At 72.4% G+C, this 23,946-nt stretch carries 23 protein-coding genes; 20 read left to right on the top strand and 3 right to left on the bottom strand.

Features of this window, described 5'->3' with window-relative positions:
- Positions 1–147 precede the first annotated feature (147 nt).
- Positions 148–807, top strand: a complete 660-nt coding sequence (locus HDA32_RS25215) for a hypothetical protein (protein ID WP_179645538.1) — start codon at positions 148–150, stop codon at positions 805–807.
- Between the two features lie 203 nt (positions 808–1,010).
- A complete protein-coding gene (locus tag HDA32_RS25210; RefSeq protein WP_179645537.1) occupies positions 1,011–1,631 on the top strand; it encodes an RNA polymerase sigma factor in 621 nt (206 codons plus the stop codon).
- Between the two features lie 227 nt (positions 1,632–1,858).
- Here the strand turns inward: HDA32_RS25210 and HDA32_RS25205 are convergent, their stop codons facing one another.
- Positions 1,859–2,377 (bottom strand): inorganic diphosphatase, encoded by a 519-nt coding sequence (locus HDA32_RS25205; RefSeq protein WP_179645536.1) that lies wholly within the window; start codon positions 2,375–2,377, stop codon positions 1,859–1,861.
- Positions 2,378–2,434: 57 nt separating this feature from the next.
- Here HDA32_RS25205 and dacB point away from each other — a divergent pair, with 57 nt between their 5' ends.
- From dacB to HDA32_RS25110, 18 genes are all read left to right on the top strand, one after another.
- Positions 2,435–3,820 (top strand): D-alanyl-D-alanine carboxypeptidase/D-alanyl-D-alanine endopeptidase, encoded by a 1,386-nt coding sequence (dacB, locus tag HDA32_RS25200; RefSeq protein WP_179645535.1) that lies wholly within the window; start codon positions 2,435–2,437, stop codon positions 3,818–3,820.
- Positions 3,821–3,912: 92 nt separating this feature from the next.
- Positions 3,913–5,055, top strand: coding sequence for an Rv3626c family coenzyme F420 biosynthesis-associated protein (locus HDA32_RS25195; RefSeq protein ID WP_179646944.1), 1,143 nt, complete (start codon positions 3,913–3,915; stop codon positions 5,053–5,055).
- A 223-nt stretch (positions 5,056–5,278) separates the two neighbouring features.
- Positions 5,279–6,400 carry a tRNA lysidine(34) synthetase TilS gene (gene tilS, locus HDA32_RS25190; RefSeq protein ID WP_179645534.1) on the top strand — a complete coding sequence of 374 codons (1,122 nt, stop codon included), beginning with the start codon at positions 5,279–5,281 and terminating at the stop codon, positions 6,398–6,400.
- 109 nt (positions 6,401–6,509) lie between these two features.
- Positions 6,510–7,061 carry a hypoxanthine phosphoribosyltransferase gene (gene hpt / locus HDA32_RS25185; RefSeq protein WP_179645533.1) on the top strand — a complete coding sequence of 184 codons (552 nt, stop codon included), beginning with the start codon at positions 6,510–6,512 and terminating at the stop codon, positions 7,059–7,061.
- Between the two features lie 400 nt (positions 7,062–7,461).
- The gene (ftsH, locus tag HDA32_RS25180) at positions 7,462–9,525 is read left to right on the top strand and encodes an ATP-dependent zinc metalloprotease FtsH (RefSeq protein WP_179645532.1); all 2,064 of its coding nucleotides are present in this window, start codon (positions 7,462–7,464) and stop codon (positions 9,523–9,525) included.
- A complete protein-coding gene (gene folE, locus HDA32_RS25175) occupies positions 9,522–10,145 on the top strand; it encodes a GTP cyclohydrolase I FolE (RefSeq protein ID WP_179645531.1) in 624 nt (207 codons plus the stop codon). The genes ftsH and folE overlap by 4 nt, the downstream gene beginning before the upstream one ends.
- A 106-nt stretch (positions 10,146–10,251) precedes the next feature.
- Complete coding sequence (folP, locus tag HDA32_RS25170; RefSeq protein WP_179645530.1) at positions 10,252–11,163, top strand: dihydropteroate synthase; 912 nt, start codon at positions 10,252–10,254, stop codon at positions 11,161–11,163.
- Positions 11,160–11,597 carry a nuclear transport factor 2 family protein gene (locus HDA32_RS25165; RefSeq protein ID WP_179645529.1) on the top strand — a complete coding sequence of 146 codons (438 nt, stop codon included), beginning with the start codon at positions 11,160–11,162 and terminating at the stop codon, positions 11,595–11,597. Before folP ends, HDA32_RS25165 begins: the two co-directional genes overlap by 4 nt.
- A gap of 1 nt (position 11,598) precedes the next feature.
- On the top strand, positions 11,599–11,982 hold the full coding sequence (folB, locus tag HDA32_RS25160; protein ID WP_179645528.1) for a dihydroneopterin aldolase: 384 nt from the start codon (positions 11,599–11,601) through the stop codon (positions 11,980–11,982).
- Complete coding sequence (folK, locus tag HDA32_RS25155) at positions 11,979–12,500, top strand: 2-amino-4-hydroxy-6-hydroxymethyldihydropteridine diphosphokinase (RefSeq protein ID WP_179645527.1); 522 nt, start codon at positions 11,979–11,981, stop codon at positions 12,498–12,500. The genes folB and folK overlap by 4 nt, the downstream gene beginning before the upstream one ends.
- 16 nt (positions 12,501–12,516) lie before the next feature.
- Positions 12,517–13,011 (top strand): DUF3180 domain-containing protein, encoded by a 495-nt coding sequence (locus HDA32_RS25150; RefSeq protein WP_179645526.1) that lies wholly within the window; start codon positions 12,517–12,519, stop codon positions 13,009–13,011.
- Positions 13,012–13,510: 499 nt separating this feature from the next.
- The gene (locus HDA32_RS25145) at positions 13,511–14,098 is read left to right on the top strand and encodes a PH domain-containing protein (RefSeq protein WP_312863322.1); all 588 of its coding nucleotides are present in this window, start codon (positions 13,511–13,513) and stop codon (positions 14,096–14,098) included.
- 1,596 nt (positions 14,099–15,694) lie between these two features.
- Positions 15,695–17,026, top strand: coding sequence for a PH domain-containing protein (locus HDA32_RS25135; RefSeq protein WP_179641201.1), 1,332 nt, complete (start codon positions 15,695–15,697; stop codon positions 17,024–17,026).
- A 470-nt stretch (positions 17,027–17,496) separates the two neighbouring features.
- Entirely contained in the window at positions 17,497–17,760 is a 264-nt protein-coding gene (locus HDA32_RS25130; protein WP_179645525.1) for a chaplin family protein, read from the top strand.
- A 231-nt stretch (positions 17,761–17,991) separates the two neighbouring features.
- On the top strand, positions 17,992–18,885 hold the full coding sequence (locus HDA32_RS25125; protein ID WP_179645524.1) for a Rossmann-like and DUF2520 domain-containing protein: 894 nt from the start codon (positions 17,992–17,994) through the stop codon (positions 18,883–18,885).
- 32 nt (positions 18,886–18,917) lie between these two features.
- On the top strand, positions 18,918–19,790 hold the full coding sequence (panC, locus tag HDA32_RS25120) for a pantoate--beta-alanine ligase (RefSeq protein ID WP_179645523.1): 873 nt from the start codon (positions 18,918–18,920) through the stop codon (positions 19,788–19,790).
- 70 nt (positions 19,791–19,860) lie between these two features.
- Positions 19,861–22,473, top strand: a complete 2,613-nt coding sequence (locus HDA32_RS25115) for an L-aspartate oxidase (protein ID WP_376767027.1) — start codon at positions 19,861–19,863, stop codon at positions 22,471–22,473.
- Positions 22,474–22,500: 27 nt separating this feature from the next.
- The gene (locus HDA32_RS25110; RefSeq protein ID WP_179645521.1) at positions 22,501–23,280 is read left to right on the top strand and encodes a type III pantothenate kinase; all 780 of its coding nucleotides are present in this window, start codon (positions 22,501–22,503) and stop codon (positions 23,278–23,280) included.
- On the opposite strand, the gene vapC is transcribed toward HDA32_RS25110, so the two are convergent.
- The gene (gene vapC / locus HDA32_RS25105) at positions 23,281–23,700 is read right to left on the bottom strand and encodes a type II toxin-antitoxin system VapC family toxin (RefSeq protein ID WP_179645520.1); all 420 of its coding nucleotides are present in this window, start codon (positions 23,698–23,700) and stop codon (positions 23,281–23,283) included.
- A 6-nt stretch (positions 23,701–23,706) separates the two neighbouring features.
- Entirely contained in the window at positions 23,707–23,919 is a 213-nt protein-coding gene (locus HDA32_RS25100) for a type II toxin-antitoxin system VapB family antitoxin (protein WP_179645519.1), read from the bottom strand.
- Positions 23,920–23,946: the final 27 nt, after the last annotated feature.

Below are 23,946 nucleotides of genomic sequence, written 5' to 3'. Positions count from 1 at the left end.
GCGGCGGACCCGGCGCCGACAGGAGAAAAACGACTCCCGACGACCTCCCCGGCGGTGCGCGGGCTCGGGAAGCGGGCCGGCGGCAGCGGGGACGACGGACGGACCGGCCTTCGTCGCCCGACGATCGGGCCGCGCCGGAGGTGACCATTGGGGGACGGTGGACCGATCCGCCCCGGGCGGCCCACCGCCGCGTCCGGTTCCATCGGCGCGCGGTCGGCCCGGTTCGCCGTACGAGTCCTGGTCGTCCTCGCCGCCGGCGTCATGGGCGCCGGATTCCTCGGTTGGCGGGCCGGGATCCTGGTGGCCGCCCTGGCCGCGCTCACCTACCTGCTGCTCGCCACGGTCGCGCCGCGGGTCCCCGCGCCCTACGGGCGGGGGCGGCTGCTGCGCGCGCTGCAGCGGCAGGGCTACCACGTGGTTCCGGTGGTGATGTCGCGCCACCTCGCGGTGGGGCCGGGCGGGGTCTACCTGCTGGAGACCAGGATCTGGCGGCACGCGGTCTCGCGGGAGGACGACGACTGGCGGATCGGCGCCGTGCCGGCCGCCCGCGCGATGGAGCGGCTGGTCGGCCACGCGAACCGGGTGGATCGGGCGCTGCGGCTGAGCGAGGACCGGCCCGGGGTGACGGTGGTGCCGGTGATCGCCGTCGCGGGTCGGCTGCCGGAGCCGGTGATGCGCTCCGGGCGGGCCATCATCGCCCGCCCGCGCAGCGCGGTCCGCTACATCCTGGAGCGGCCGGAGGTCCTGAGGGTGGAGGAGGTCGACGAGATCACCGAAGCGGCGATCGAGCGACTCGCCGAGGAGTGACGGACCGAACCGCGGAGCCGGGAACGCGGACCGGAAAACCCGGAACGCGGACCGTGAATCACCGGCCCGGGAATGGCGCCCAACATGAAATTCGTTCATGAATGCCCCGGTCGCGGAATCCGAACCGCCGGACACCGGCCCAACAGCGACTTTTTCGGGGAAAAGCGTGAACCGAGCCGGGAGAAACCGTAGATTTTGTGACCATGACGGACCGGGATCTGGCCAGAGCCCTGCGTTCCGGCGGAGTGCCCGCCTCACACGCCTGCGCGCTGCTCTTCGACGCCTACGGGGAGACCCTCTACCGGCACTGTCGGCTGGCGCTGCGCGACACCGACGTCGCGCGGACGGCGCTGCGCGACACCTTCGTCGTCGCCCGCGCCCACATCGACCAGCTCCCCGATCCCGACCGGCTGCGCGACTGGCTCTTCGCCATCGCCGACGCCGAGTGCGAGCGCCACCGCGCCACCGTCGAGGCCGCGTTGGAGGAGCGGCCGGCGCAACCGGGATGCCCCGGGGCGGCCGGAACCGCCGGGGGCCCGCGGTCGGAGACCCTGCGGGTCCGGGTGCTCAGCTGCGTGACGGCGCCGGAACTGGCCGGCTACCGCGCGCACGTCGCCAGGAGGGGCGACAGCTTCGACCGGCGGGGCTTCCCCAGACCGCCCGGGCACCAGAGGCCGGCCAGGCCCAGTTCCTACCTGCTGCCCGGGCTGATCGTCGCGGTGTGCGCGCTGCTGGCCATGGCGCTGGTGCTCATCGAGTTCACCGGGATCGCCACCGTGCCCGCCACGACGTGGGTCATCGGCCCCGTGCCACCGCCGAACTGACCGATGTTCGACGGTCGGGCCCGCACAGGGGGCGGCTGTCACCGTGCGCGCAGCCCCGGCGGCACAGCGGACCCGGGCCCTGAAATCTCCACCTCGCCCCGCGAGCGCAGCGGTCGAGACCCGATGAGCCGGGCGCCGGGAGCGCCCGTCCGCCGATCTTGACCCCCGGACCCCGCTCCGGGAGGTCCGGCGCCTCCGGCGCGCACAAGGCCAAGACCGGCGACCCGCTAGTCGATCTTGATGTGCGTGGTGTCGCCGTGCGCGCCGGCCTCTTCCGCGCGCTTGATGGAGGCCTTGATCTCCTCCTCGGCGTCGTGCCGGCCCACCCAGGTCGCGCCCTCGACCGACTTGCCGGGCTCCAGGTCCTTGTAGACCGTGAAGAAGTGCTGGATCTCCAGGCGCTCGAACTCGTTGACGTGGTGAATGTCACGCAGGTGCTCCATGCGCGGGTCCGTCGAGGGCACGCACAGCACCTTGTCGTCGCCGCCGGCCTCGTCGCGCATGCGGAACATGCCCACGGCGCGGCACCGGATCAGGCAACCGGGGAAGGTCGGGTGCTTCAGCAGGACCAGCGCGTCCAGCGGGTCTCCGTCGTCGCCCAGGGTGCCCTCGATGAACCCGTAGTCCGCCGGGTAGCTCGTCGAGGTGAACAGCATCCGGTCCAGCCGGATCCGGCCGGTCTCGTGGTCCATCTCGTACTTGTTGCGCTCGCCCTTGGGGATCTCGATCGTAACGTCGAATTCCATGCTGTTCTCGGCTTCCCTTACGACTAGTGTCGCTACATCAGTTCACAGGTTCTCGCGATGCCAAAGGAAGGCAGGTACCGGGTGCGGCGCGACCGAGTCCAGGCTCTCCTCACCTTGGCCTTGCTCAACATATTCGTGCTGGTGGCAGGTGTGGTCGCCCAAGACGTGATCGCGTCACGCCCACCGGAGACGATGCCCTACCCTGTCGCCCACGCCGAAGAGGCGCCGGATCCGGCGACGTCGGACGCGGAGCCGGTCGATCCGGATCGGCTCGCGGATAAGCTCGATGATCGCATGTCGGATTCCGGGATCGACGACGGGCTCTACGCATACGTCGTCGACGCCGAGACCGGGCAGGAGCTCTTCGCCAGGGACGAGACCGGGGTCGCCGTCCCGGCCTCCACCACCAAACTGGTCACGGCGGTGGCGACCCTGCACGCGGTCGGCCCCGGCGAGCACATCACGACCGAGGTCGTGCAGGGCTCGGCGCCGGACGAGGTCGTCCTCGTCGGCGCGGGCGACTCGACGCTCACCGAGGAGGTCGAGCCGGGCGCCTACCCCCGGCCGGCCACGATGGAGGAGCTGGCCGAGTCCACGGCGCACAAGCTGAGCGCCGCTGGGGTCGACTCGGTGAGCCTGGGCTACGACGACTCCCTGTACCCCGGCTCCGACATGGCGCCCGGCTGGAAGCAGGGCTACGTCGACGAGGGCAGCACCGCCACGGTGCACGCCCTGATGCTCGACGGCGGCCGCGTGTACAAGGAGCAGAACTACAGCCAGCGGGTCGGCGACCCGCCGCTGGCCGCGGCCCAGGCGTTCGCCCGGCGGTTGGAGGCCGTCGGCATCACCGTCGAGGGCGCTCCGTCCCCGGTGCGGGCGCCGGACGGGGCCGAGGCGGTGGCGAGCGTCGACTCCCCGCCGATCTCCGCCCTGGTGGAGAAGATGATGCTGGACAGCGACAACGTCATGGCCGAGGTGCTGGCCCGGCAGGTCGCACTGGCCGAGGGCGAGGAACCGTCGTTCGGGGGCGCCTCCGCGGCCGTCCACGCGGTGATGGAGGAGCTGGGGATCCCCGACGTCCACGTGGAGGACGCCAGCGGGCTGTCGGTGAACAACCGCATCACCCCGGAGGCACTGGTCGACCTGCTGCTGCTCGCCTCCGGCGACGAGCACCCGGACCTGCACGCCGTGCTGAGCGGCCTGCCCACCGCCCACTTCACCGGCACGCTGGACGACCGCTACTCCGACTACAGCCAGTCGGCCGCCGGCGCCGGCCTGATCCGGGCCAAGACCGGAACCCTGAACGGAGTGAGCACCCTGGCGGGCCTGGCCTACGACGCCGAGGGCCGCCTCATGGTGTTCGCGTTCATGGCCAACGACCCCGCGGCGCAGGGCAGCACGCTCGACACCTTCGCCACCGTCCTGGCCGAGTGCGGCTGCTAGCGCCGATCTCGGGGACACCCCTGAGCGAACCCCGATAATCCGCGCGCGACCCCGTGTAGGAGCGTTTCAGCGGGTACGTTGAGATCGTGACTTTGATCGACTGGGACGTAGCCGTCAACACCGGTGTCCGCCTCGTGCGGCCCGGCCCGCAGGTGGACCTCGCCGAGGCCCGCCAGGCCGTGGCCCAACTGCGGGACCTCTCCGTCACCGCGCAGCGCCACGTGCGCGAGTTCACCGGTATGCACAGCCTTGAGCCGGCCGGCCCGGCGGTCATCGTCGACCGTCCCGGCTGGATCAAGGCCAACGTCGATGGTTTCCGCGTGGTGCTGGAACCCATCATCGACCGCCTCAGCTCCGAACGCACGAGCGGTTCCTCGGCCGGCGCCCTCACCACCGCCGTGGGGTCGCGGGTCACCGGCGTCCAGCTCGGCGCCGTCCTCGCCTACCTCGCCGGCCGCGTGCTCGGCCAGTACGAGCTCTTCCTGCCGCCCGACCCCGAGGGCAACGCGCCCACCGGGCGCCTGACCCTGGTCGCGCCGAACGTCGTGCACGCCGAGCGCGAGCTCGACGTCGACCCGCACGACTTCCGGCTGTGGGTGTGCCTGCACGAGGAGACCCACCGCGCCCAGTTCACCTCCAACACCTGGCTGCGCGACTACGTGCAGGAGCAGATGCGCGAGTACCTGCTCGCCTCCGACATCGACGCCGCGGCGTTCCTGGACCGGCTGCGCTCCGCGGGCGAGGCCGTGGCCGAGGCGGTCCGCGGCGGCGAGGCCAACCTCATCGACGCCTTCCAGAGCGAGGAGCAGGGCGAGATCCTGGACCGGATCACCGCGGTCATGACCCTCGCGGAGGGCCATGGCGACTACGTGATGGACGCGGTCGGTCCCGAGGTCGTGCCGACGGTCGCCGAGATCCGCCGCCGGTTCCAGCGCCGCCGCGAGGGCGCCAACCGCATCGACAAGATCATCCGCCAGCTCCTCGGCCTCGACCTCAAGATGAAGCAGTACGAGGAGGGCGCGGCCTTCGTCCGCACGGTCGTGGGCCAGGTCGGCATGGCCGAGTTCAACAAGGTGTGGGAGTCCCCGGAGAACCTGCCCACCATGCGCGAGATCCGCACCCCGGAGGAGTGGATCTCCCGAGTGGTCCGCTCCCCCCTGGGCCTCCCGAACGGCCAGGGCCCCCCGGAGGTCGGCCCGCAGTCCCCGCCGCAGCCTCCGCCGACGGCCGAATGAACACTTTCCGCAGCGCCTGACTCGACGACGCCTCCGGCACGAGCCCGGGGGCGTCGTCGCGGCGCGCCGCCGCCTTCTCCCCTCAGGCCACCCGCCATCCGGCGGTCGACAAGGCCGCACAGCAGACCCGGTCCGCCTGTCCGCGGACGGCTCAGGCCAAAGGCGGCCTCCGCGGACCCCGGTAAAGTCGGGACCACCGTTTCCGCCGTGCCAGTGAGGAATCATGACCGGACCGCCGCCTGCCGTCGCCGCCGTGCGGGTCGCGGTGCGGCGGGCGCTGGGCGGCCTTGACGCCGGGGACCTCGTGCTGGTCGCGTGCAGCGGGGGGCCCGATTCGCTGGCGCTGGCCGGGGCCGCCGCGTTCGTCGCGCCCCGCATGGGGCTGCGGGTCGGCGGGGTCACCGTCGACCACGGGTTGCAGGAGGGATCCGCCGAGCGCGCCCGCGAGGTCGCCGCGGTCCTGCGCGGGCTCGGGCTCGACCCCGTCGAGGAGGTCGCGGTGGCGGTGCCGCGCTCCGGCGGGCCGGAGGGCGCCGCCCGGACCGCCCGTTACGCCGCGCTGGAGCGGATCGCCGACGCCCACCGCTCGGCCGCGGTCCTGCTCGGGCACACTCGCGACGACCAGGCCGAAACGGTGCTGCTGGGGCTGGCCCGGGGGTCGGGCGCGCGTTCGCTGGCCGGGATGGCGCCGCGCGCGGGCCGCTACCTGCGCCCCCTGCTCGACCTCGACCGCGCCACGGTGCACGCCGCCGCCGGGCTCATGGGGTTCGAGCCCTGGCGCGATCCGCACAACGCCGATCCCGCCTACACGCGGTCGCGGGTGCGCCACGACGCCCTGCCCGCGCTGGAGCGCGTCCTGGGTCCGGGAATCGCCGAGGCGCTCGCCCGCACGGCCGCGCTGCTGCGCGACGACGCCGATGCCCTGGACGCCTGGGCGAACCAGATAGAGGAGGGACGCGGAGCGTCTCCGTTGAGGGCGGTGGCGGGTGACGGGCGGGAGGAGGGACGCGGAGCGCCTCCGTTGAAGGCTGCGGCGGGCGACGGAAAGGGAGCCGATGACCCCGGCCACCCCGGCCACCCCGGCCACCCCGGCGACCCCGGCGGCCTTGACGCCGGGGCTCTCGCCGAACTGCCCCGCGCGGTCCGCACCCGGATCCTGCGCCGCGCCGCGCTGGCGGCGGGCTGCCCGGCGGGGGCGCTGACCGCGCGGCACGTCGCCGAGCTGGACCGGCTGGTGACCGAGTGGCGCGGGCAGGCGCACGTCGACCTCCCCGGGGGCCGCCGCGGTCGGCGGGTCGGCGGGCGGATCACCGTCTCCGCCGGTGGCGAGCGCACCGGCGGCTGATCCGGGCGGCCCGGGAGCCGGTTCAGGGCTGCTCATGGGACGGCCGCAGCGGCCCCTATCCTGGTCGGTGTTCCGGCAACCGCTAGCTGAGCAGCGAGGACTTGTAAGCGTGGACGCGAAAGACATGGGCGACGGCCTTGAGAAGGTCCTGGTCACCGAAGAGCAGATCAAGGCCAGGCACCAGGAGCTGGCCGCCGAGATCGACGCCGACTACGCCGGCAAGGACCTGCTGCTCGTCGGCGTCCTCAAGGGCGCGGTCATGGTCATGGCCGATCTCGCGCGAGAGCTGCACCACTCCTGCGAGATGGACTGGATGGCGGTGTCCTCCTACGGCGCCGGCACCACCTCGTCCGGCGTGGTGCGCATCCTCAAGGACCTCGACTCCGACATCAACGGCCGCGACGTCCTGATCGTCGAGGACGTCATCGACTCCGGCCTGACGCTGTCCTGGCTGGTCGGCAACCTGAGATCGCGCGGCCCGGCCTCGGTCGAGATCTGCACGATGGTGCGCAAGCCGCTGGCCTTCGACGTCGACCTCGACGTCAAGTACGTCGGCTTCGACCTGCCGAACGAGTTCATCGTCGGCTACGGGCTGGACTACGGCGAGAAGTACCGGAACCTGCCGTTCATCGGGACGCTCGCGCCGCACATGTACCGGTGATCGCCGCGCACGCGCCGACCGCGCACCGATGACCGGCGCCGCCGGGACGCCTCCCGCGGTCCCGGCGGACGCGGCTCCTGGAAGGCGGCCCGCGCCGCGGGAACAACGGAGCCCTCCGCAAGCGTTGACATCGTGACGGATCACGGCTGTGGACGATCCGCACGCGAGTGCGGTGGGCGGCCGCAGGGGTGTACCGTCGGTTATCCCGGCATCATTGTAGGGAGCACATGTCCGATAGGTCCCGCTTCCGGCGGCCATAGAGGCCCTTCGGTGGGGCGGTGGAGCCAGCGCGCCGATTTCACACGCGCCGAGTCCGCCCGTTCTCCCGGTGTGGTGTCTCCACGGTTTTCGGGGCAGGCCGCCTGGTCAGGAGGGACGGACCCAGCGGGGTTCCGTATAGATGAATCTGAAGCGTTTGTACCGCGGGCCATGGCTGTGGCTTCTGGCCATCGCCCTCATGTTCCTTGTCGTATACCAAGTCACCGACTTGGGCGGAGGGGCCGACCCCGTCAAGGCCGACACCTCCAGGGTGTTCTCGCTGATCGAGCAGGATCAGGTGCGGGACGCCCAAATCGTCGACAAGGAACAGCGAATCGAGCTGACCACCGTCGACGGCGACGTCTACGAGGCCTACTGGGTCAACGGTCAGGGCGCCGAGCTCGCCGAGCAGCTCCAGGCCAGTGAGAGCGTCGAGGCCTACGACGTCGAGGTCCCGCAGGACAGCGTGTTCGTGTCGCTGCTGTTCAGCTTCCTGCCGCTGATCATCATCATCGCCATCTTCCTGTTCATCATGAACCAGATGCAGGGCGGCGGCTCCCGGGTGATGAACTTCGGCAAGTCCAAGGCGAAACTGATCACCAAGGACACCCCGAAGAGCACGTTCTCCGATGTCGCGGGTGCGGACGAGGCCATCGAGGAGCTGCAGGAGATCAAGGAGTTCCTGCAGAACCCGGCCAAGTTCCAGTCCATGGGCGCCAAGATCCCCAAGGGCGTGCTGCTCTACGGCCCGCCCGGCACGGGCAAGACGCTCCTGGCGCGCGCGGTCGCGGGCGAGGCGGGCGTTCCGTTCTACTCGATCTCCGGCTCCGACTTCGTCGAGATGTTCGTCGGTGTCGGCGCCTCCCGGGTGCGCGACCTGTTCGAGCAGGCCAAGACCAACGCCCCGGCGATCATCTTCGTCGACGAGATCGACGCCGTCGGCCGGCACCGCGGCGCCGGCATGGGCGGCGGCCACGACGAGCGCGAGCAGACGCTCAACCAGATGCTCGTGGAGATGGACGGGTTCGACGTCAAGAGCGGGGTCATCCTGATCGCCGCCACCAACCGCCCCGACATCCTCGACCCCGCGCTGCTGCGGCCCGGCCGCTTCGACCGCCAGATCGTCGTCGACCGGCCCGACATGGAGGGCCGCAAGGGCATCCTGTCGGTGCACGCCAAGGGCAAGCCCATCGCCCCCGACGTCGACCTCGACGTGATCGCCCGTCGGACCGCCGGGTTCACCGGCGCCGACCTGTCCAACGTCCTCAACGAGGGCGCGCTGCTGTCGGCCCGCGGCGGGCGCAACCAGATCGACATGGAGACGCTGGAGGAGGCCATCGACCGCGTCATGGCCGGTCCCGAGCGCAAGACCCGGGTCATGTCCGACGCGGAGAAGAAGGTCATCGCCTACCACGAGGGCGGCCACGCCCTGGTGGGGCACGCGCTGCCCAACGCCGACCCGGTGCACAAGATCACGATCCTGCCGCGCGGCCGCGCGCTGGGCTACACCATGTCCGTGCCGATGGAGGACAAGTTCCTCACCTCGCGCTCGGAGATGATGGACCAGCTCGCCATGATGCTGGGCGGCCGCACCGCCGAGGAGCTCGTCTTCCACGAGCCCACGACCGGCGCGGCCAACGACATCGACAAGGCCACCAGCCTCGCGCGCAACATGGTGACCGAGTACGGAATGAGCGAGCGCCTGGGCGCCCGCAAGTTCGGCAACGGCAACACCGAGCCTTTCCTGGGCCGCGAGATGTCGCACAGCCGCGAGTACTCCGAGGAGATCGCCTCCCTCATCGACGAGGAGGTGCGCCGCCTCATCGAGTCGGCGCACGACGAGGCGTGGGAGATCCTGGTGGAGTACCGCGAGGTGCTCGACGACCTGGTCCTCAACCTGCTGGACAAGGAGACCCTGTCCAAGGAGGAGGTCCTGGAGATCTTCGAGCCGATCCGCAAGCGGCCGTCGCGGGGCTCCTACAAGGGCTACGGCAAGCGGCTGCCCTCCGACAAGCCCCCCGTTCTGACGCCCAAGGAGCTCGCTCTCATGGGGCCGAAGGACGTCCAGGAGCTGGGTAGCGGCAACGGCCAGTCCAGTCGGCACGCCCAGCAGGCGTGGCCGGAGGCCGACGAGTCAGAGGCGACCGGCGGCCGCAACGGCGACTCCGGTCGCGAGGGCGGCTCCGAGCCCGAGGACAGGGATTGAGCGCGAACAGCGAGTACATCGGCGACTTCCCGGAGGCCGGCCTGGCCCCCGGGAACGTCGACCAGCCGAGGATCGAGAAGGCGGTCAGGGAGATCCTGCTGGCCATCGGCGAGGACCCCGACCGCGACGGCCTCAGGGACACCCCGGCGCGGGTGGCCCGGGCCTACAGCGAGCAGTTCGCGGGCCTGAGCCAGGAGCCCGAGGACGTGCTGACCACGGTGTTCGAGGCCGGGCACGAGGAAATGGTGCTGGTCAAGGACATCGAGCTGTACTCCACCTGTGAGCACCACCTGGTGCCCTTCTACGGTTCGGCGCACGTCGGCTACATCCCCAACAGCAAGGGGCGGATCACCGGCCTGTCCAAGCTGGCCCGCCTGGTCGACGTCTACGCCCGGCGCCCGCAGGTCCAGGAGCGGCTCACCACGCAGGTGGCCGACGCGGTCATGGCCAACCTGGACCCCCGGGGCGTGATCGTGGTGATCGAGGCCGAGCACCTGTGCATGACCATGCGAGGCGTGCGCAAGCCCGGGGCCAAGACGGTCACCTCGGCGGTCCGCGGCGACTTCCGCGACCGCGACCGCACCAGGGCCGAGGCGATGAGCCTCATCCTGGGCCGCTGACGAACCGCCCGCCGACACGCGCGCCCGCCGCGGCCACCGCGCTGCGGCGGGTTTCGTTCGTCCCGGGCGTTTCCCGCCGTCACCGCCGTCTCATAGGCTGGTCGATATGAGTCCTCGCTCCACCGCCGCACCGCCCGGCCTGCCCGATCCCGGACGCTGCCTCGTCATGGGGGTAGTCAACGTCACACCCGACTCCTTCTCCGACGGCGGCAGGTGGTTCGACCACGGGCGCGCGGTCGAGCACGGGCTGCGCCTCGTCGAGGAGGGCGCCGACATCGTCGACGTCGGCGGCGAGACCACCAAGCCGGGGGCCCAGCGGGTGCCCGAGGATGAGGAGCTGCGCCGCGTCGGCCCGGTGGTGCGGGAGCTCGCGCGCCAGGGGGTGACGGTCAGCGTCGACACCATGCGCGCCGAGGTCGCCGATGCCGCGGTCCAGGCGGGAGCGCTGCTGGTCAACGACGTCAGCGGCGGAATGGCCGACCCCGAGATGGCGCGGTTGGTCGCGCGGACCGGTGTCGCATACGTGCTGATGCACTGGCGTGGGCATAGTCATGACATGCAAACCCGCGCGGTCTACACCGATGTCGTCCAGGAAGTCCACGACGAGCTGCAAAAACGCATGGAGGCGATGGTCGGAGAGGGGGTCGACCCCGCCCAGATCGTGCTCGATCCCGGGCTCGGCTTCGCCAAGCGCCCGGAACAGGGCCACAACTGGGCGCTGCTCGCCCACCTCGACCGCTTCCACGAACTCGGCCGGCCCCTGCTGATCGGCGGCTCCCGCAAGCGCTTCCTCGGTCGGCTGCTCAGCGACGCCGAAGGCGAGCCCAGGGACTTCACCGACTGCGACGCCGCCACCGTCGCGCTCACCGCGCTCGCGGCCGAACGCGGTGCGTGGTGCGCGCGCGTGCACGACGTCGCCCCCAACGCCGACGCCGTCCGCGTCGCGCAGGCCTGGCGCAGCGGCGGCGAGGACCTCGACGAGGGCCGCGCCCGACCCGTCGGCCGGGGCGGCCGGTGAGGGCCCGCAACGAGATCGTGGAGCGCGTGGCCGAGGCCAACGCCGACTTCTACGGTGCCATCGAGAACGGCGACATCGACCTGATGCGCCGCGTCTGGGCGGAGGAGGACCAGGCGCCCGATCTCGTCTGCGTCAACCCGGGCTGGCCGCTGCTGCGCGGCCGCGCCGAGATCATGCGGGCGTGGTCGCTGATCATGGCGAACGTGCCCTACATCCAGTACGTGCTCACCGAGACCCACATCGGGGTCAACGGCGACGTCGCCATGGTGACGTGCGAGGAGAACGTCCTGACCGCCGAGGACGACAGCCCCGGCTTCGTCGCGGGCGGCCAGGTCGTCACCACGAACCTGTTCATCCGCACAGAGCAGGGCTGGCGCCTGTGGTCGCACCACGCCTCCCCGGTCATGCTCGGCGACGAGGAAGACGAGGACTGATTTGGCGCGGGACCCCCGGCAACCGCCGGACCGGATCGCCGTGCGCGGGCTGCGCGCGCGGGGCCACCACGGCGTCTTCGACCACGAGCGCCGCGACGGGCAGGAGTTCGTGGTCGACGTCGTCCTCGGCGTCGACACCGGCGAGGCGGCGCGCACCGACGACCTCGCGCACACCGTGCACTACGGGCTCCTCAGCAGCCGCCTGGTCGAGGTCGTCGAAGGTGAACCGGTGAACCTCATCGAGACGCTGGCCGACCGACTGGCCGCCGTCTGCCTGGCCGAACCCCAGGTGCTGGAGGCGGAGGTGACGGTGCACAAGCCGCAGGCGCCCGTCCCGCACGAATTCGACGACGTGACCGTCACGATCCAACGGAGGCGCCCATGAAGAGTTGGGACGACGCCCGCAGGGTCGTCCTCTCGCTCGGCAGCAACCTCGGCGAGCGGCTGGACAACCTGCAGGGCGCGGTCGACAGCCTGTTCGACGCGAGCGGGCTGCGGCTGGTGGCGCTGTCACCGGTGTACGAGACCGCGCCGGTGGGAGGCCCGGAGCAGGACGCCTACCTCAACGTCGTCGTCGTGGCCGACACGCTGCTGACGCCCGTGACCCTGCTGGAGCGCGCCCAGAGCGTCGAAGAGGCGTTCCAGCGGGTCCGCGACGTGCGGTGGGGGCCGCGGACGCTCGACGTCGACATCATCTCCTACGGTGGCGAGACATCGGCCGATCCGGACCTCACCCTGCCGCACCCCCGGGCGCACGAGCGCGCGTTCGTGCTCCGGCCCTGGGCCGACGTCGACCCCGACGCCGAGATCGAGGGCCGGGGGAGCGTGAGCGAACTCCTCGGCGCGGTGCGCGACCAGGAGCTGCAGCGCCGCGACGACCTCGTCCTGCAGGTACCGCACTAGGAGACCCGGGACCCAGATGAGTCGGCAGCACAACGAGCACGAAGGCAGCGTCCGCCCGACCGGATGGCGGCTGCCGCTGGGGATCGTCGTGGTCAGCGGCTTGATCGCCTACCTGGTGGTCGAGCGGTTCTACGGCAGTCTGCCGCTGCTGCCCTGGACGGCCATCCCCACCCTGCTGCTGCTCGCGCTGGGCGAGATCGTCACGGCCGTGCACACACGCAGGCGCATCCGGCGGATGCCCGGCACCGAACCGATCGAGCCGCTGAGCGCCGCCCGCCTGGTGGCGCTGGCGAAGGCGAGCGCACTGCTCGGCGCGCTGGCGATCGGCCTGTTCGGCGGGATGGCGCTGGCGCTCGTGGACATGCTGGACATCCCCTCACCGCGCACCGACGCGCTCACCGCGGCGGGCACCGCACTGGCCGGTGCCCTGCTGCTGGGAGCCGCGATCTTCCTGGAGTACGCCTGCCGCGTGCCGGGCCAGGACGACGAGGATCCCCGGCATCCGGCATGAGGATGTCTCCGAGACCCGAGGGGCGGCCTGCACGCTGTCCTCGGCCGTCGGGGGCCGTGTCCGCCGCCCTTGGCCACCGGGGGTCTTTCACCCCGGCCACAAGGGTTCGCGGTGAACGGGCGGCCCGTTGTGTGGCCGAAGGCCCATGTGTGGGATGCCCGGCTCCGCGCGAAGCACATCGGATGTTCTGTACTCCAGGCCGAAACCGCGGTGTCGACTCGCACTCAAGGTGCCGGTCTGCTTCGCGCACGGGTGCGCGGTTTCCTCAATGGGCCTTCGGCCACACGAGGGAGCCGCACCCGCACGAACCTCTTCCTTGGGCTGAGGTGACAGACCTCCGGTGGCCAAGGCCTCCTCTGAACTCTCCGAGGCCGAGGCCCCGAAACCCTCCGGTGCTCGAGGTTCTGGCGAGTGGTGGGGCTTCAACAGGTACGGGGTGGGTAGCGACCCCGGGACGTAAGTGTGCGCCTTATCCGCTCCGGGATGATTGACTGGAATCGTGGAGTTTGCCGCTTCAGAAGAGTCGCCCGAGGCCGTCGAGCCGGAGGCCGCCCACAGCGGGACCGGGGACGCTCCGGCCCCGCCGGTCCCGCCGGTGGAGGCGGCGTTCGCCGCGCCCGCCGGAACGTCATGGAACCGCGTCGCCCCGACGTTGACGTGGTACCGCAGGCTGACCGTGCTCGCGGTGCTGGTGCCCGTTGCCGTCATCGGCGGCGTGTGCGCGTGGGCGTGGTCCGGGTGGGGCTGGGCGGCGGTCTGGGTCGTCCTGGCGGCCGCCGCGGGCGCGGCCTGGTGGTTCAGCGCCGCGCAGGAGCAGCGCTCATGGGGCTACGCCGAGGGCCGCACCGACTTCTACCTCACCTACGGTGTGGCGGTCCGCCAGCTCATCGTGGTCCCCTACGGCCGGATGCAGGTGGTGGACGTCACCGCGAACCTGCTGGAGCAGGCGCTGGGGACCGCCACGGTGCGCGTGCGCACGGCCGCCACCACCGCCGACGCGCGGATCCCCGGGCTGCGCCTCGATGAGGCCACGGCGCTGCGCGACCGGCTCGCGGCGCGCAGCGAGACCTTTTCCACGGGGCTGTGACGCGTGAACGACGCGAACCGGGAACCGGTGACGCCGTACCCGCAGGACGGGCCCGAGCAGCAGGCGGAGGCCTCCGGCGAGCGTGACAGCCGCCGCACCGCCGAGAACACCGCGCCGGGGCAGCGCGCGCCCTCGACCGGCCGGGGCTGGTTCGAATGGCGGCCCGGAGACGCCGACCCCGGCGATCGGGCACCCGGCGGCGCCCCGGAGCCGGACGCGGAAGAGCCGGCCTCCGCCGCGCCGGAGCCGGAGACACCGGAGTCGGCCCTTGCAGAGCAGGAGCCGGAGGCGCCTGAGCCGATTCCCGCGGAGCCGGGTGCGCCGGAGTCGGATCCGGAGACCCCCGAGCCGCGCCCGGCCGCATCCGAGCCCGGTGGGCGGCGATCCGGGGACGCGGACGGCGAATGGCCCTTCGACGAGTCGGCCGAGCCGGCGCCCGCGCTGCGCGAGGTCACCGCGCCGACGGACGTCAACTTCGCCGATTCCACCGCATCGCCCCCGATCGCCGGATGGTCGTTCGCCGACCTGCGCCGGGCCGCCCGAACGCGCACCGACGAGGGAGTGGACCCCATGTCAGCCGAGGACAGCGGCCGTCAGGACGCCTCCGGAGGCGAGCAGAACACACCGGGCGGGCGCGCCGACCACGGCGGTACGTCGCAGCCACCCGCCGGCCACCCCGCCGCCGAGCCGGACGCCCCGGCCGGTGCCGGTCGGGCACAGCGGCCGCCCTCTTTCGCCGCACCCGAGACCGGTGACGGGCCCGATCATTCGGGGAGCGGGGACGAATCCGCCCACCCGTCACCCGCCACCGCCCTCAACGGAGACGCTGGGCGTCGCGAGTCCGATCATCCGTCACCCGCCACCGCCCTCAACGGAGACGCCGGGCGTCACGGCCCGCCCGGGGCGGAAGGGCCGCCCGTCGCCGCTGCTCCGCTGTGGTCCGCAGGGCCTTCGGGGACCGCGTCCACCGGGCGGCCCCCGCGTGAGGGAGCCCCCTCAGGGCGGGAACGCTCCCCAGGCCCGGTGCCTCCGGACGCCCACGACGCCCCCGCGTCGCCACCGGGGGGCGGCGGACCCGCGCCGGGGACGTCCGCACCGCTGTGGTCGGACGCGGCGGCCCAGCCCCCCGGATCGGCCGAGTCCGGTCCGCCGCGGCCCGGCGGGGAGCCGCCGCGCGGCCGCAGGCCCCGGTTCGTCTCCGCCTATGAGCCGCAGCCTCCCGCCCCGCAGGGGTACGGTCGGCCCTACGCCCCGCCGAGGCCCGGCCCGCCGCCCGCGCAGCCCGGTCAGGGCCCCTCCGCGTACGGTCCGCCGCCCGGCAACGGGGGTCCGACGCCTCCGCCGGCCCCTCCGCCCTCGCAGACCCAGGCTCCGCCGCCGCCCGGCCCCGTGCAGGGGGCGGCCCACCAGCCGCCGCCCATGCGGCCTTCCGGACCGCCTCCGCCTCCCCCGCACCCCGCGGGACCGCCTCCGCCTCCCCCGCATCCCGCGGGACCGCCGCAGCACCCGGCCCCCCGGCCCGGCGGGCCCGTACGCTTCCTGCCGCCCGCACCGCCCCACGGCGGCGGCCCATGGCCGCACGGCGGGCCCCCTCCGATGCCCCGGCAGTACCCCGCCGCGCCGGCCAAGCCGGAGGTCGACGTCACGAAAGGCGCGCACCGGCTGCATTGGGCGACGATCCCGCTCCAGGTGACCGTCATCGCGCTGGTGTTCCTCGCGATGCCCGGCGTGCTGCTCATGCAGTTCGGGATCGGCTGGGTGCTGCTGCTCACACTCTCCGTCGCCCTCGGCGCCGGCGCGTACGCCCTGGTGTCCTGGTGGAACGTGTCCTTCGGCCTGCGGGGCGACCACCTGGTCGTGCACACCGGGCTGGCCCGGCGGCTCTCCCGCGAGATCCCGCTGAGCCGGCTGCAGGCCGTCGACGTGGTGCGACCGCTGCTGATGCAGGTCCTCGGCCTGGCCGAACTGCGCGTGGAGCTGGCCGGCGGCGACAACAGCGAGATCCGGCTGCGCTACCTGGGCCGCCGCACGGCCGAGCGGCTGCGCGCCAGCCTGCTCGCGCACGCGGCCGGCCTGTCCGGCCGGACGCCCGAGGCGCCGGAGCGGCCGTTCTACAAACTGCCGTTCGGCCTGCTGCTGGGGGCCCTGGCGTTCCGCATCCCGGTGCTGTCGGCGTTCCTGCTGTTCCTGCTGCTGATCGTGGCGGGGATCGCGTTCATCGAGTTCGGCGTGCTCGGCGGGGCTGTCCCGCTGCTGCTCGGGCTGATGCGCAGCTTCCTCGGCCCGCTGCTGCGCTACACGGACTTCTACGCCTCGTTCTCGCCCGACGGGCTGCGGCTGCGCTACGGCGTCTTCCAGGCCCGGATGCAGACCGTGCCGCCGGGCCGGGTGCAGGCGGTCCGCATCGTGGAGCCGCTGCTGTGGCGCTCCCTGGGCGTGGTGCGCGTCGAGGCCAACGTCGCCGGGTACGTGGGCGAGCGGCAGATGGACTCCTCGACGCTGCTCCCCGTGGTCCCGCGGAACCTGGCGTTCGCCTTGGTGAACGAGTTGTTCCCGGGGACGGAGACCGCCACGGTCAGGCTGCACCCGGCGCAGCTCGGCGGATTGGGCGACGACGCCCTCGGCGTGGACGAGACCGCGTTCGTCACCCGCCGCGGCCTGTTCTGCAAGGTCATCGAGATCGTTCCGCACGCGAGGGCGCAGAGCCTGCGGATGACCGCCGGGCCGCTCAGCCGTCGGCTGGGCGTCGCCACGGTGGAGGTCGACACCCCTCCCGGCCCGGTGCGGGCCCGCGCCGCCGGTCGCGAGCTCACCGAGGCGCGCCGCGTCCTCGACGGCGTGGCCGAACGCGCGCACAGGGCCCGGTCGAGCACCGCCGGCCCGGAGCGCTGGGCCACCCGCAGCGAGAGCGCGGACCCGGAGGAGTAGCGGTACGCAGCCGCGTTGCCGCCTATTCCGACCTTGGCCACTGGGGGTCTTTGGCCTCGGCCCCAGGCGGAGTAGGCGCGCGGGCGGACGATCCTCTCGCGCGGCCGAAGGCCCCTACAGGGATCGCCCAGTCACCGCGGAGCTCCGGTTTGCGGCTGAGGTCACAGACTCCCTGGGCTTGAGGCCGAAACTCAAAGTCAAGGGACTGGGCAGCAGGCGCGGAACTCGAGTGTGATCTACGCCACTCGACACGGCTCTCGTGAGGGGTGTTCGCGGGCCTAAATCCAGACATAGGTAACTACGTTCAGTCACTGATCAACTTCTCTTAGTCATTCACTTTCGTAAAAACCCCGGCAACTCTTGGCGAGATGTGGCTACATGGACTCCGAACACGGTTCGTGTTCGGAGTGGAACGCAAAGTCAATAGCAGTCGGTCGGCCCCAACGACCGGCTTTGAGAGGTGATTTGCTGTGCTGAAGAAGACCTTCGCCGCGGGTGCCGTGGCCGCCGCCGCTGCCGGTGTCCTGTTCACGGCCACCCCCGCCTTCGCCGTCGACGACGTCGAGACCTCCGGTGACGGCTCCGTCCTGAGCGGCAACCAGGTCGTCGTCGACGCCGACGCTCCGGTGAACGTCTGCGGCAACGCCATCGCGATCATCGGCAACGCCGGTGCGTACTGCGAGGACTCCGGTGCCGCCGTCATCGAGCACCACAGCCACTGGCACAAGTGGTAACCCACTCGCGCGCACGCTCCACGTGCGGCTGAGTCCCCGGCGCCGACCCATGCGGGTCGGCGCCGGTTCTTTTTCGGCCCCGCGCCCCGCCCCGCACTCCGCGGTCACCGTGGCCGAGAGGCGCTGGCACGGCGGTCTGGCCACCGCGGACCCCTGGACCGATGCGGGTGGTCGCGGGCAGTAGGCTTTGCGCAGCGTCCGGTACCTCAATGGACTGGAACGAGGACGAACATGGACCCATCCGAAGCGACCCGGCAGCGGCCGGCCCGCCTCTCCGTCGGCGTCATCGGCCCGGGGCGCGTCGGCTCCGTCCTGGGAGCCGCGCTGGAACGCGCCGGGCACGCCGTCGTCGCGGCCTCCGCCGTCTCCGAGGACTCCCGCGCCCGCGTCGCCGAGCGCCTGCCCGGCGCCAGGGTGTGCGAGCCGGCCGAGGTCGTCGCCGCGGCCGACCTCGTCCTGGTGACGGTCCCCGACGACGCCCTGGGCCCGCTGGTGCACGGGCTGGCCGAGACCGGGACCCGGGTCGAGGGCAAGCTCGTCGCGCACACCAGCGGCTGCCACGGCTACGGCGTGCTCACACCCCTGACGACCATCGGGGCCCTGCCGCTCGCGCTGCACCCGGTCATGACGTTCACCGGCCGGGACGAGGACCTCAGCCGGCTGGCCAGTTGCTCCTTCGGGGCGACCGCCCCGGAGCCGCTGCGGCCGATCGCCGAGGCGCTGGTCGTGGAGATGGGCGCCGAACCGGTGTGGATCACCGAGGAGCACAGGACGCTGTACCACGCTGCGCTGGCCGGGGGAGCGAACCACCTGGTCACGCTGGTCGCCGAGAGCGCCTCGCTGCTCGGTGCCGCGGGCGTGGAGCACCCGGGGCGGATGCTCGGCCCGTTGCTCGGCGCCGCACTGGACAACGCGCTGCGGCTGGGCATCGACGGGCTCAGCGGGCCCGTGCTGCGCGGCGACGCCGAGACCGTCGCCGGCCACATCGCCGAGCTGCGCGCCCATTCCCCCGAGAGCGTCGCGAGCTACGTCGCGCTGGCCCGCCTGACCGCCGACCGCGCGCTCGCCGCCGGCCTGCTCAAGCCGCAGGACGCCGAGCGCCTGCTGGACGCCCTCCAGTCGTGACCCCTCGAACCCCCATGAACCGGAGGCCAGGCATGACCGAACCGACCACCTCCCCCCGCACGGCCCCCGTTGTGGTCCGCACCCGCGAGGAGCTGGCCGAGCTCCGCCCCTCCGCGGGCCGCACCGCCCTGGTCCCCACCATGGGAGCGCTGCACTCCGGGCACCGCGGCCTCATCGCGGCCGCCCGAGGCCGCGCCGACTCCGTCGTGGTCAGCATCTTCGTCAACCCGCTGCAGTTCGGCCCGAACGAGGACTACGACCGCTACCCGCGCACGCTCGACTCCGACCTGGCGGTCTGCGCCGAAGAGGGCGTCGACGTGGTGTTCGCGCCCGACGTCGAGACGATGTACCCGGGGCCGCAGACGGTGACCGTGCACCCCGGGGAGATGGGCGCGGTGCTGGAGGGGGAGTTCCGGCCCGGCTTCTGCGAGGGCGTGCTGACCGTGGTGAGCAAGCTGTTCAACCTGATCCGCCCGGACATCGCGTTCTTCGGCCAGAAGGACGCCCAGCAGCTCGCCGTGATCCGGCGGATGACGCGCGACCTGTGCATGCCGATCACGATCGTGGGCGTGCCCACCGTGCGCGACGCCGACGGCCTGGCCACCTCCAGCCGCAACGTCTACCTCGGCCCGCAGGAGCGCCGCAGCGCCCTCGCGCTCTCCCGCGCGCTGCTGGCCGGAGCCGACGCCTCGGTGACCGGCCCGGTCGGCATCCTCAGCGCCGCGCGCGCCGTGCTGAAGGAGGCGGTGACGGCGACGCCGCCCGTCGTCGTCGACTACCTCGCGCTCGTCGACCCCGAGACGTTCACCGACGTGTCGGCGGACCACCGGGGTGAGGCCGTGCTCGTGGTGGCCGCGTGGGTGGGGGAGACCCGGCTGATTGATAACGTGCCGCTCACGCTGTAATGACCCGATACCACCGATATTGCCGATACCGCTCGAAAACCGGCGGAACTGGGAGTCACTGGTGAGCACGATCCCGTCGTCGTTACCGCTCCGGCTGGCCGCGCCGGAGCCCGGCTGGCAGACCGAGACCGACGTCGTGATCGTCGGGTCCGGCATCGCCGGGCTCAGCACCGCGCTGCACTACGTCCGGCACAGCCCCGAAGGCCGGGTCGTGCTCGTCACCAAGGACGTGCTCTCCACCGGGTCCACCCGCTGGGCCCAGGGCGGGATCGCCGCCGCGGTCGATCCGGGCGACGCCCCGCTCGCGCACATGGTCGACACCGTCGAGGCCGGCGCCGGCCTGTGCGACCCGCTCGCCGTGCGCACGCTGGTCACCGAGGGGCCCGACGCACTGCGCTGGCTGATCGGCCTCGGCGCGGCCTTCGACCGCACCGACGACGGGGAGCTGGCGCTGACCCGCGAGGGCGGGCACCGGGCCGACCGGATCGCGCACGCCGGAGGCGACGCGACCGGCGCGGAGATCCAGCGCGCGCTGATCGCGGCGGTCCGGGCCGAACCGCGCATCGAGGTGATCGAGCACGCGCTGGCGCTGGACGCGCTCCTCGGCCACCCCGGCGGCGACGAGGACCTCGTCGAGTCGGTCTGCGGCGTGACGCTGCACGTCATGGGCGAGGGACAGCGCGACGGCGTGGGCGCGGTCCGCTCCAGGGCCGTCGTCCTGGCCACCGGCGGAATGGGCCAGGTCTTCGCCGCCACCACCAACCCCGGCGTGTCCACCGGCGACGGCGTCGCGCTCGCGGCGCGCGCGGGGGCGCGCCTGGCGGACCTGGAGTTCGTGCAGTTCCACCCGACCGTGCTCTGGCTCGGCCCCGACGCCCGCGGGCAGCAGCCGCTCGTCTCCGAGGCCGTCCGCGGCGAGGGCGCGTTCCTCGTCGACGCCGAAGGCCGCCGCTTCATGGAGGGCGTGCACGAACTGGCCGACCTCGCGCCGCGCGACGTCGTCGCCGGGGAGATCGCCAGGGCCATGGCCGACACCGGAACCGACCACGTCTACCTGGACGCCCGCGGCTTCGGCGAGCAGAAGTGGCAGCGGCGCTTCCCGACCATCCTGGCCGGCTGCCGCGAGCACGGCGTCGACCCGGTCCGCGAGCTGATCCCGGTGGCGCCGGCCGCCCACTACGCCTCGGGCGGCGTCGAGGTCGACCTCGACGGCCGCACCAGCGTGGCCGGGCTGTTCGCCGTGGGGGAGGCGGCCCGCACCGGCGTCCACGGCGCGAACCGGCTGGCCTCCAACTCGCTGCTGGAGGGCCTGGTCTTCGCCGATCGGATCGCGGCGGCCCTGGCGAGCGGGCTCCCCGAGCCGGTCGAGCCCGCCGCGCGGCAGGACCGCGCCGCCGGCCTCGTCGCGCCGGAGGCGGTGCCCGGGCTGCGCGCGGCGATGTCGCGCAACGTCGGCGTGCTGCGCAGCGCCCGGTCGCTGTCGGAGGCGGCGAGCGCGCTGGAGGCCGTCGCCGTCGGCGAGCGCGCCGCGGCACCCGGCGTCGAGTCCTGGGAGGCGACCAACCTGTTCACGGTCGCGTGGCTGCTGGTGGCCGCGGCGCGGCGCCGCAGGGAGAGTCGGGGGTCGCACCGGCGCGCCGACCGGCCCGAGTCCCTCCCGCACCTGCGCCGCCCGTTGGTGCTGGAGCTCTCGGAGGAGGGGATCGACACCGAGCTGCGGTGGTGGTCGGTCGATCCGCCCCCGGAGCTGCGGGCCGAACTCGACGGGATCGGCATGCCGCTCTTCACCGGCTTCCGCCCCGGGAGCCGCCCCGAGCTGCTGCACCGGGTGAGCGTGCCGCACGCGTCCCACATCGACACGGTGGTGACCGCGCTGGGCGAGGACCTGACCGGCGGCGAGCAGATCGACGTGACCAGCGTCGCCACCGTCCCGGCCCTCCAGGTCCGCACCGCCGACGTGGTGGCCCGCGCCGACGGTGTCGTGGCCGGTCTGCCAGTCGCCGAGCTGGTCTTCTGGACCGTCGCCGAGGGCGTGGTCGAGGTCGAGCGGCACGTCGCCGACGGCGATCCGGTCCGCAGGGGCGACGCGCTCATGACCGTCACCGCCCGCACGCGCGACCTGCTCACCGCCGAGCGCACGGCGCTGAACCTGCTCACCCACCTGTCGGGCGTGGCCACGGCGACGCGGGCCTGGGTCGCGGCCGTCAGCGGGACGCGGGCCCGCATCCGCGACAGCCGCAAGACCCACCCGGGGCTGCGCGCGCTGGAGAAGTACGCGGTGCGCTGCGGCGGCGGCGTGAACCACCGCTACGGACTCGGCGACGCGGCCCTGATCAAGGACAACCACGTGGTGGCGGCCGGCGGCGTCGCCGAGGCGGTGCTGGCGGTGCGCGAGGCGTTCCCCGGCGTCCCGCTGGAGGTCGAGGTCGACCGGATCGACCAGATCGAACCCGCGCTCAAGGCGGGGGCCGAGGAGATCCTGCTCGACAACTTCACCGTCGAGGAGCTGCGCGAGGCCGTCGCGCTGGTGGACGGCCGCGCCCGGCTGGAGTCCAGCGGCGGGCTCACCCTCGGCGTCGCCGCCGACGTCGCGGCGACCGGGGTGGACTATCTTGCGGTTGGCGCGCTCACCCACTCCAGCCCGGCCCTCGACATCGCCCTCGACCTCCGGGGCACCCCCTGACCGCAACGACCATGGACAAGGCCACCAATGCTGCTCGCGATGGACGTCGGCAACTCCCACACGGTCCTCGGCCTCTTCGACGGCGGGGAGCTCCTGGAGCACTGGCGCGTCGCGACGGAGGCGCGGCGCACCGCCGATGAATGGGCCGTGGTCCTGCAGGGCCTGATCGCCGGCAGCGCGGTCGTGGACTCCGCGGGGATCGACGGCATCGCCATGTGCTGCACCGTCCCGACGGTGCAGCACGAGATGCGCGAGATGTTCCGCAGGCACCACGGCGACGTCCCCGCGGTCATCGTCGAGCCGGGGGTCAAGACCGGCGTGCCGATCCGCATGGACAACCCCAAGGAGGTCGGCAGCGACCGCATCGTCAACGCGCTGGCGGCCGTCCACCTCTACGGCGGCCCGTGCGTGGTCGTGGACTTCGGCACGGGGACCACGTTCGACGCGGTGAGCGGCAGGGGCGAGTACGTCGGCGGCGCGATCGCGCCGGGCATCGACATCTCGGTGGAGGCGCTCTCGCGGCGCGGCGCCCAGTTGCACATGGTGGAGATCGTCCGGCCGCGTTCGGTCATCGCCAAGAACACCACGGAGGCGCTGCGGTCGGGCATCGTCTACGGCTTCGCCGGCCAGGTGGACGGCATCGTGGACCGGATGGCCCAGGAGCTCGACGACAACGTCGACGACGTCACGGTGGTGGCCACCGGCGGCCTGGCCCCGCTGGTCGTGAACGAGTGCGAGACGGTCGACGTCCACGAGCCGTGGCTGACCCTCATCGGCCTGCGCCTGGTCTTCGAGCGCAACGCCTGATCAACAGCGGTTGTGGCGTTGAGTGCGTAGTTTCGGGACGACCTCGGCCAAATGGTCGAAATCACGGTCGCTGTGGACGAGGACCGCATCGGTGCGGAGAGCGACCGCTGCGATCAGGCAGTCGTAGGCCTTTCGGATGGTCTTCCCCTTTGACCGGGCCTCCCGATAGATGACGGCCGAATCACGGAAATCCAGGTGGGGCTCGACGCTCAGCAATGTGTGCTCGTTGAGCATCTGCTCGACGAGGAGGAACTGCTTCTCGCCCTTCGTGCCCATCAGCAGCTCGGCCATGACGGGCTCGGTGGTGGCGATGTCACTCCTGGCGTCGCGGAGCTCACGGACGAAGAGATGCGTATCGGATCCGGTGCCCTTCAGGTACTCGATCCACGCCGAGCTGTCGAGCAGGAACGTCTTTCCCACGCCGGCCTACTCCCAATCCTGGATCTTGCTGCGGCGCATCTGGTCGAGGTCGCCCTCCCAGCCACTCCCTTCGAGCTCCTCCATTAGCTGGTATCTAAGACCCGATCCCGCCAGGCGGCGCAGGCTGAAGTCCACGGCCTCGCGCTTGGTTTTGAGGTGGTACTTCTCCATGACAACAGCGATCAACTCGTCATCGATGTCGATATTTGTGCGACCCATGTGCCAAGGATACACATTCACTGAGAG

This window comes from Spinactinospora alkalitolerans, from assembly GCF_013408795.1.
Taxonomy (GTDB): domain Bacteria; phylum Actinomycetota; class Actinomycetes; order Streptosporangiales; family Streptosporangiaceae; genus Spinactinospora; species Spinactinospora alkalitolerans.
Note: the sequence above shows the minus strand (reverse complement) of the source record. Positions and strands in the feature narration are given on the sequence as shown.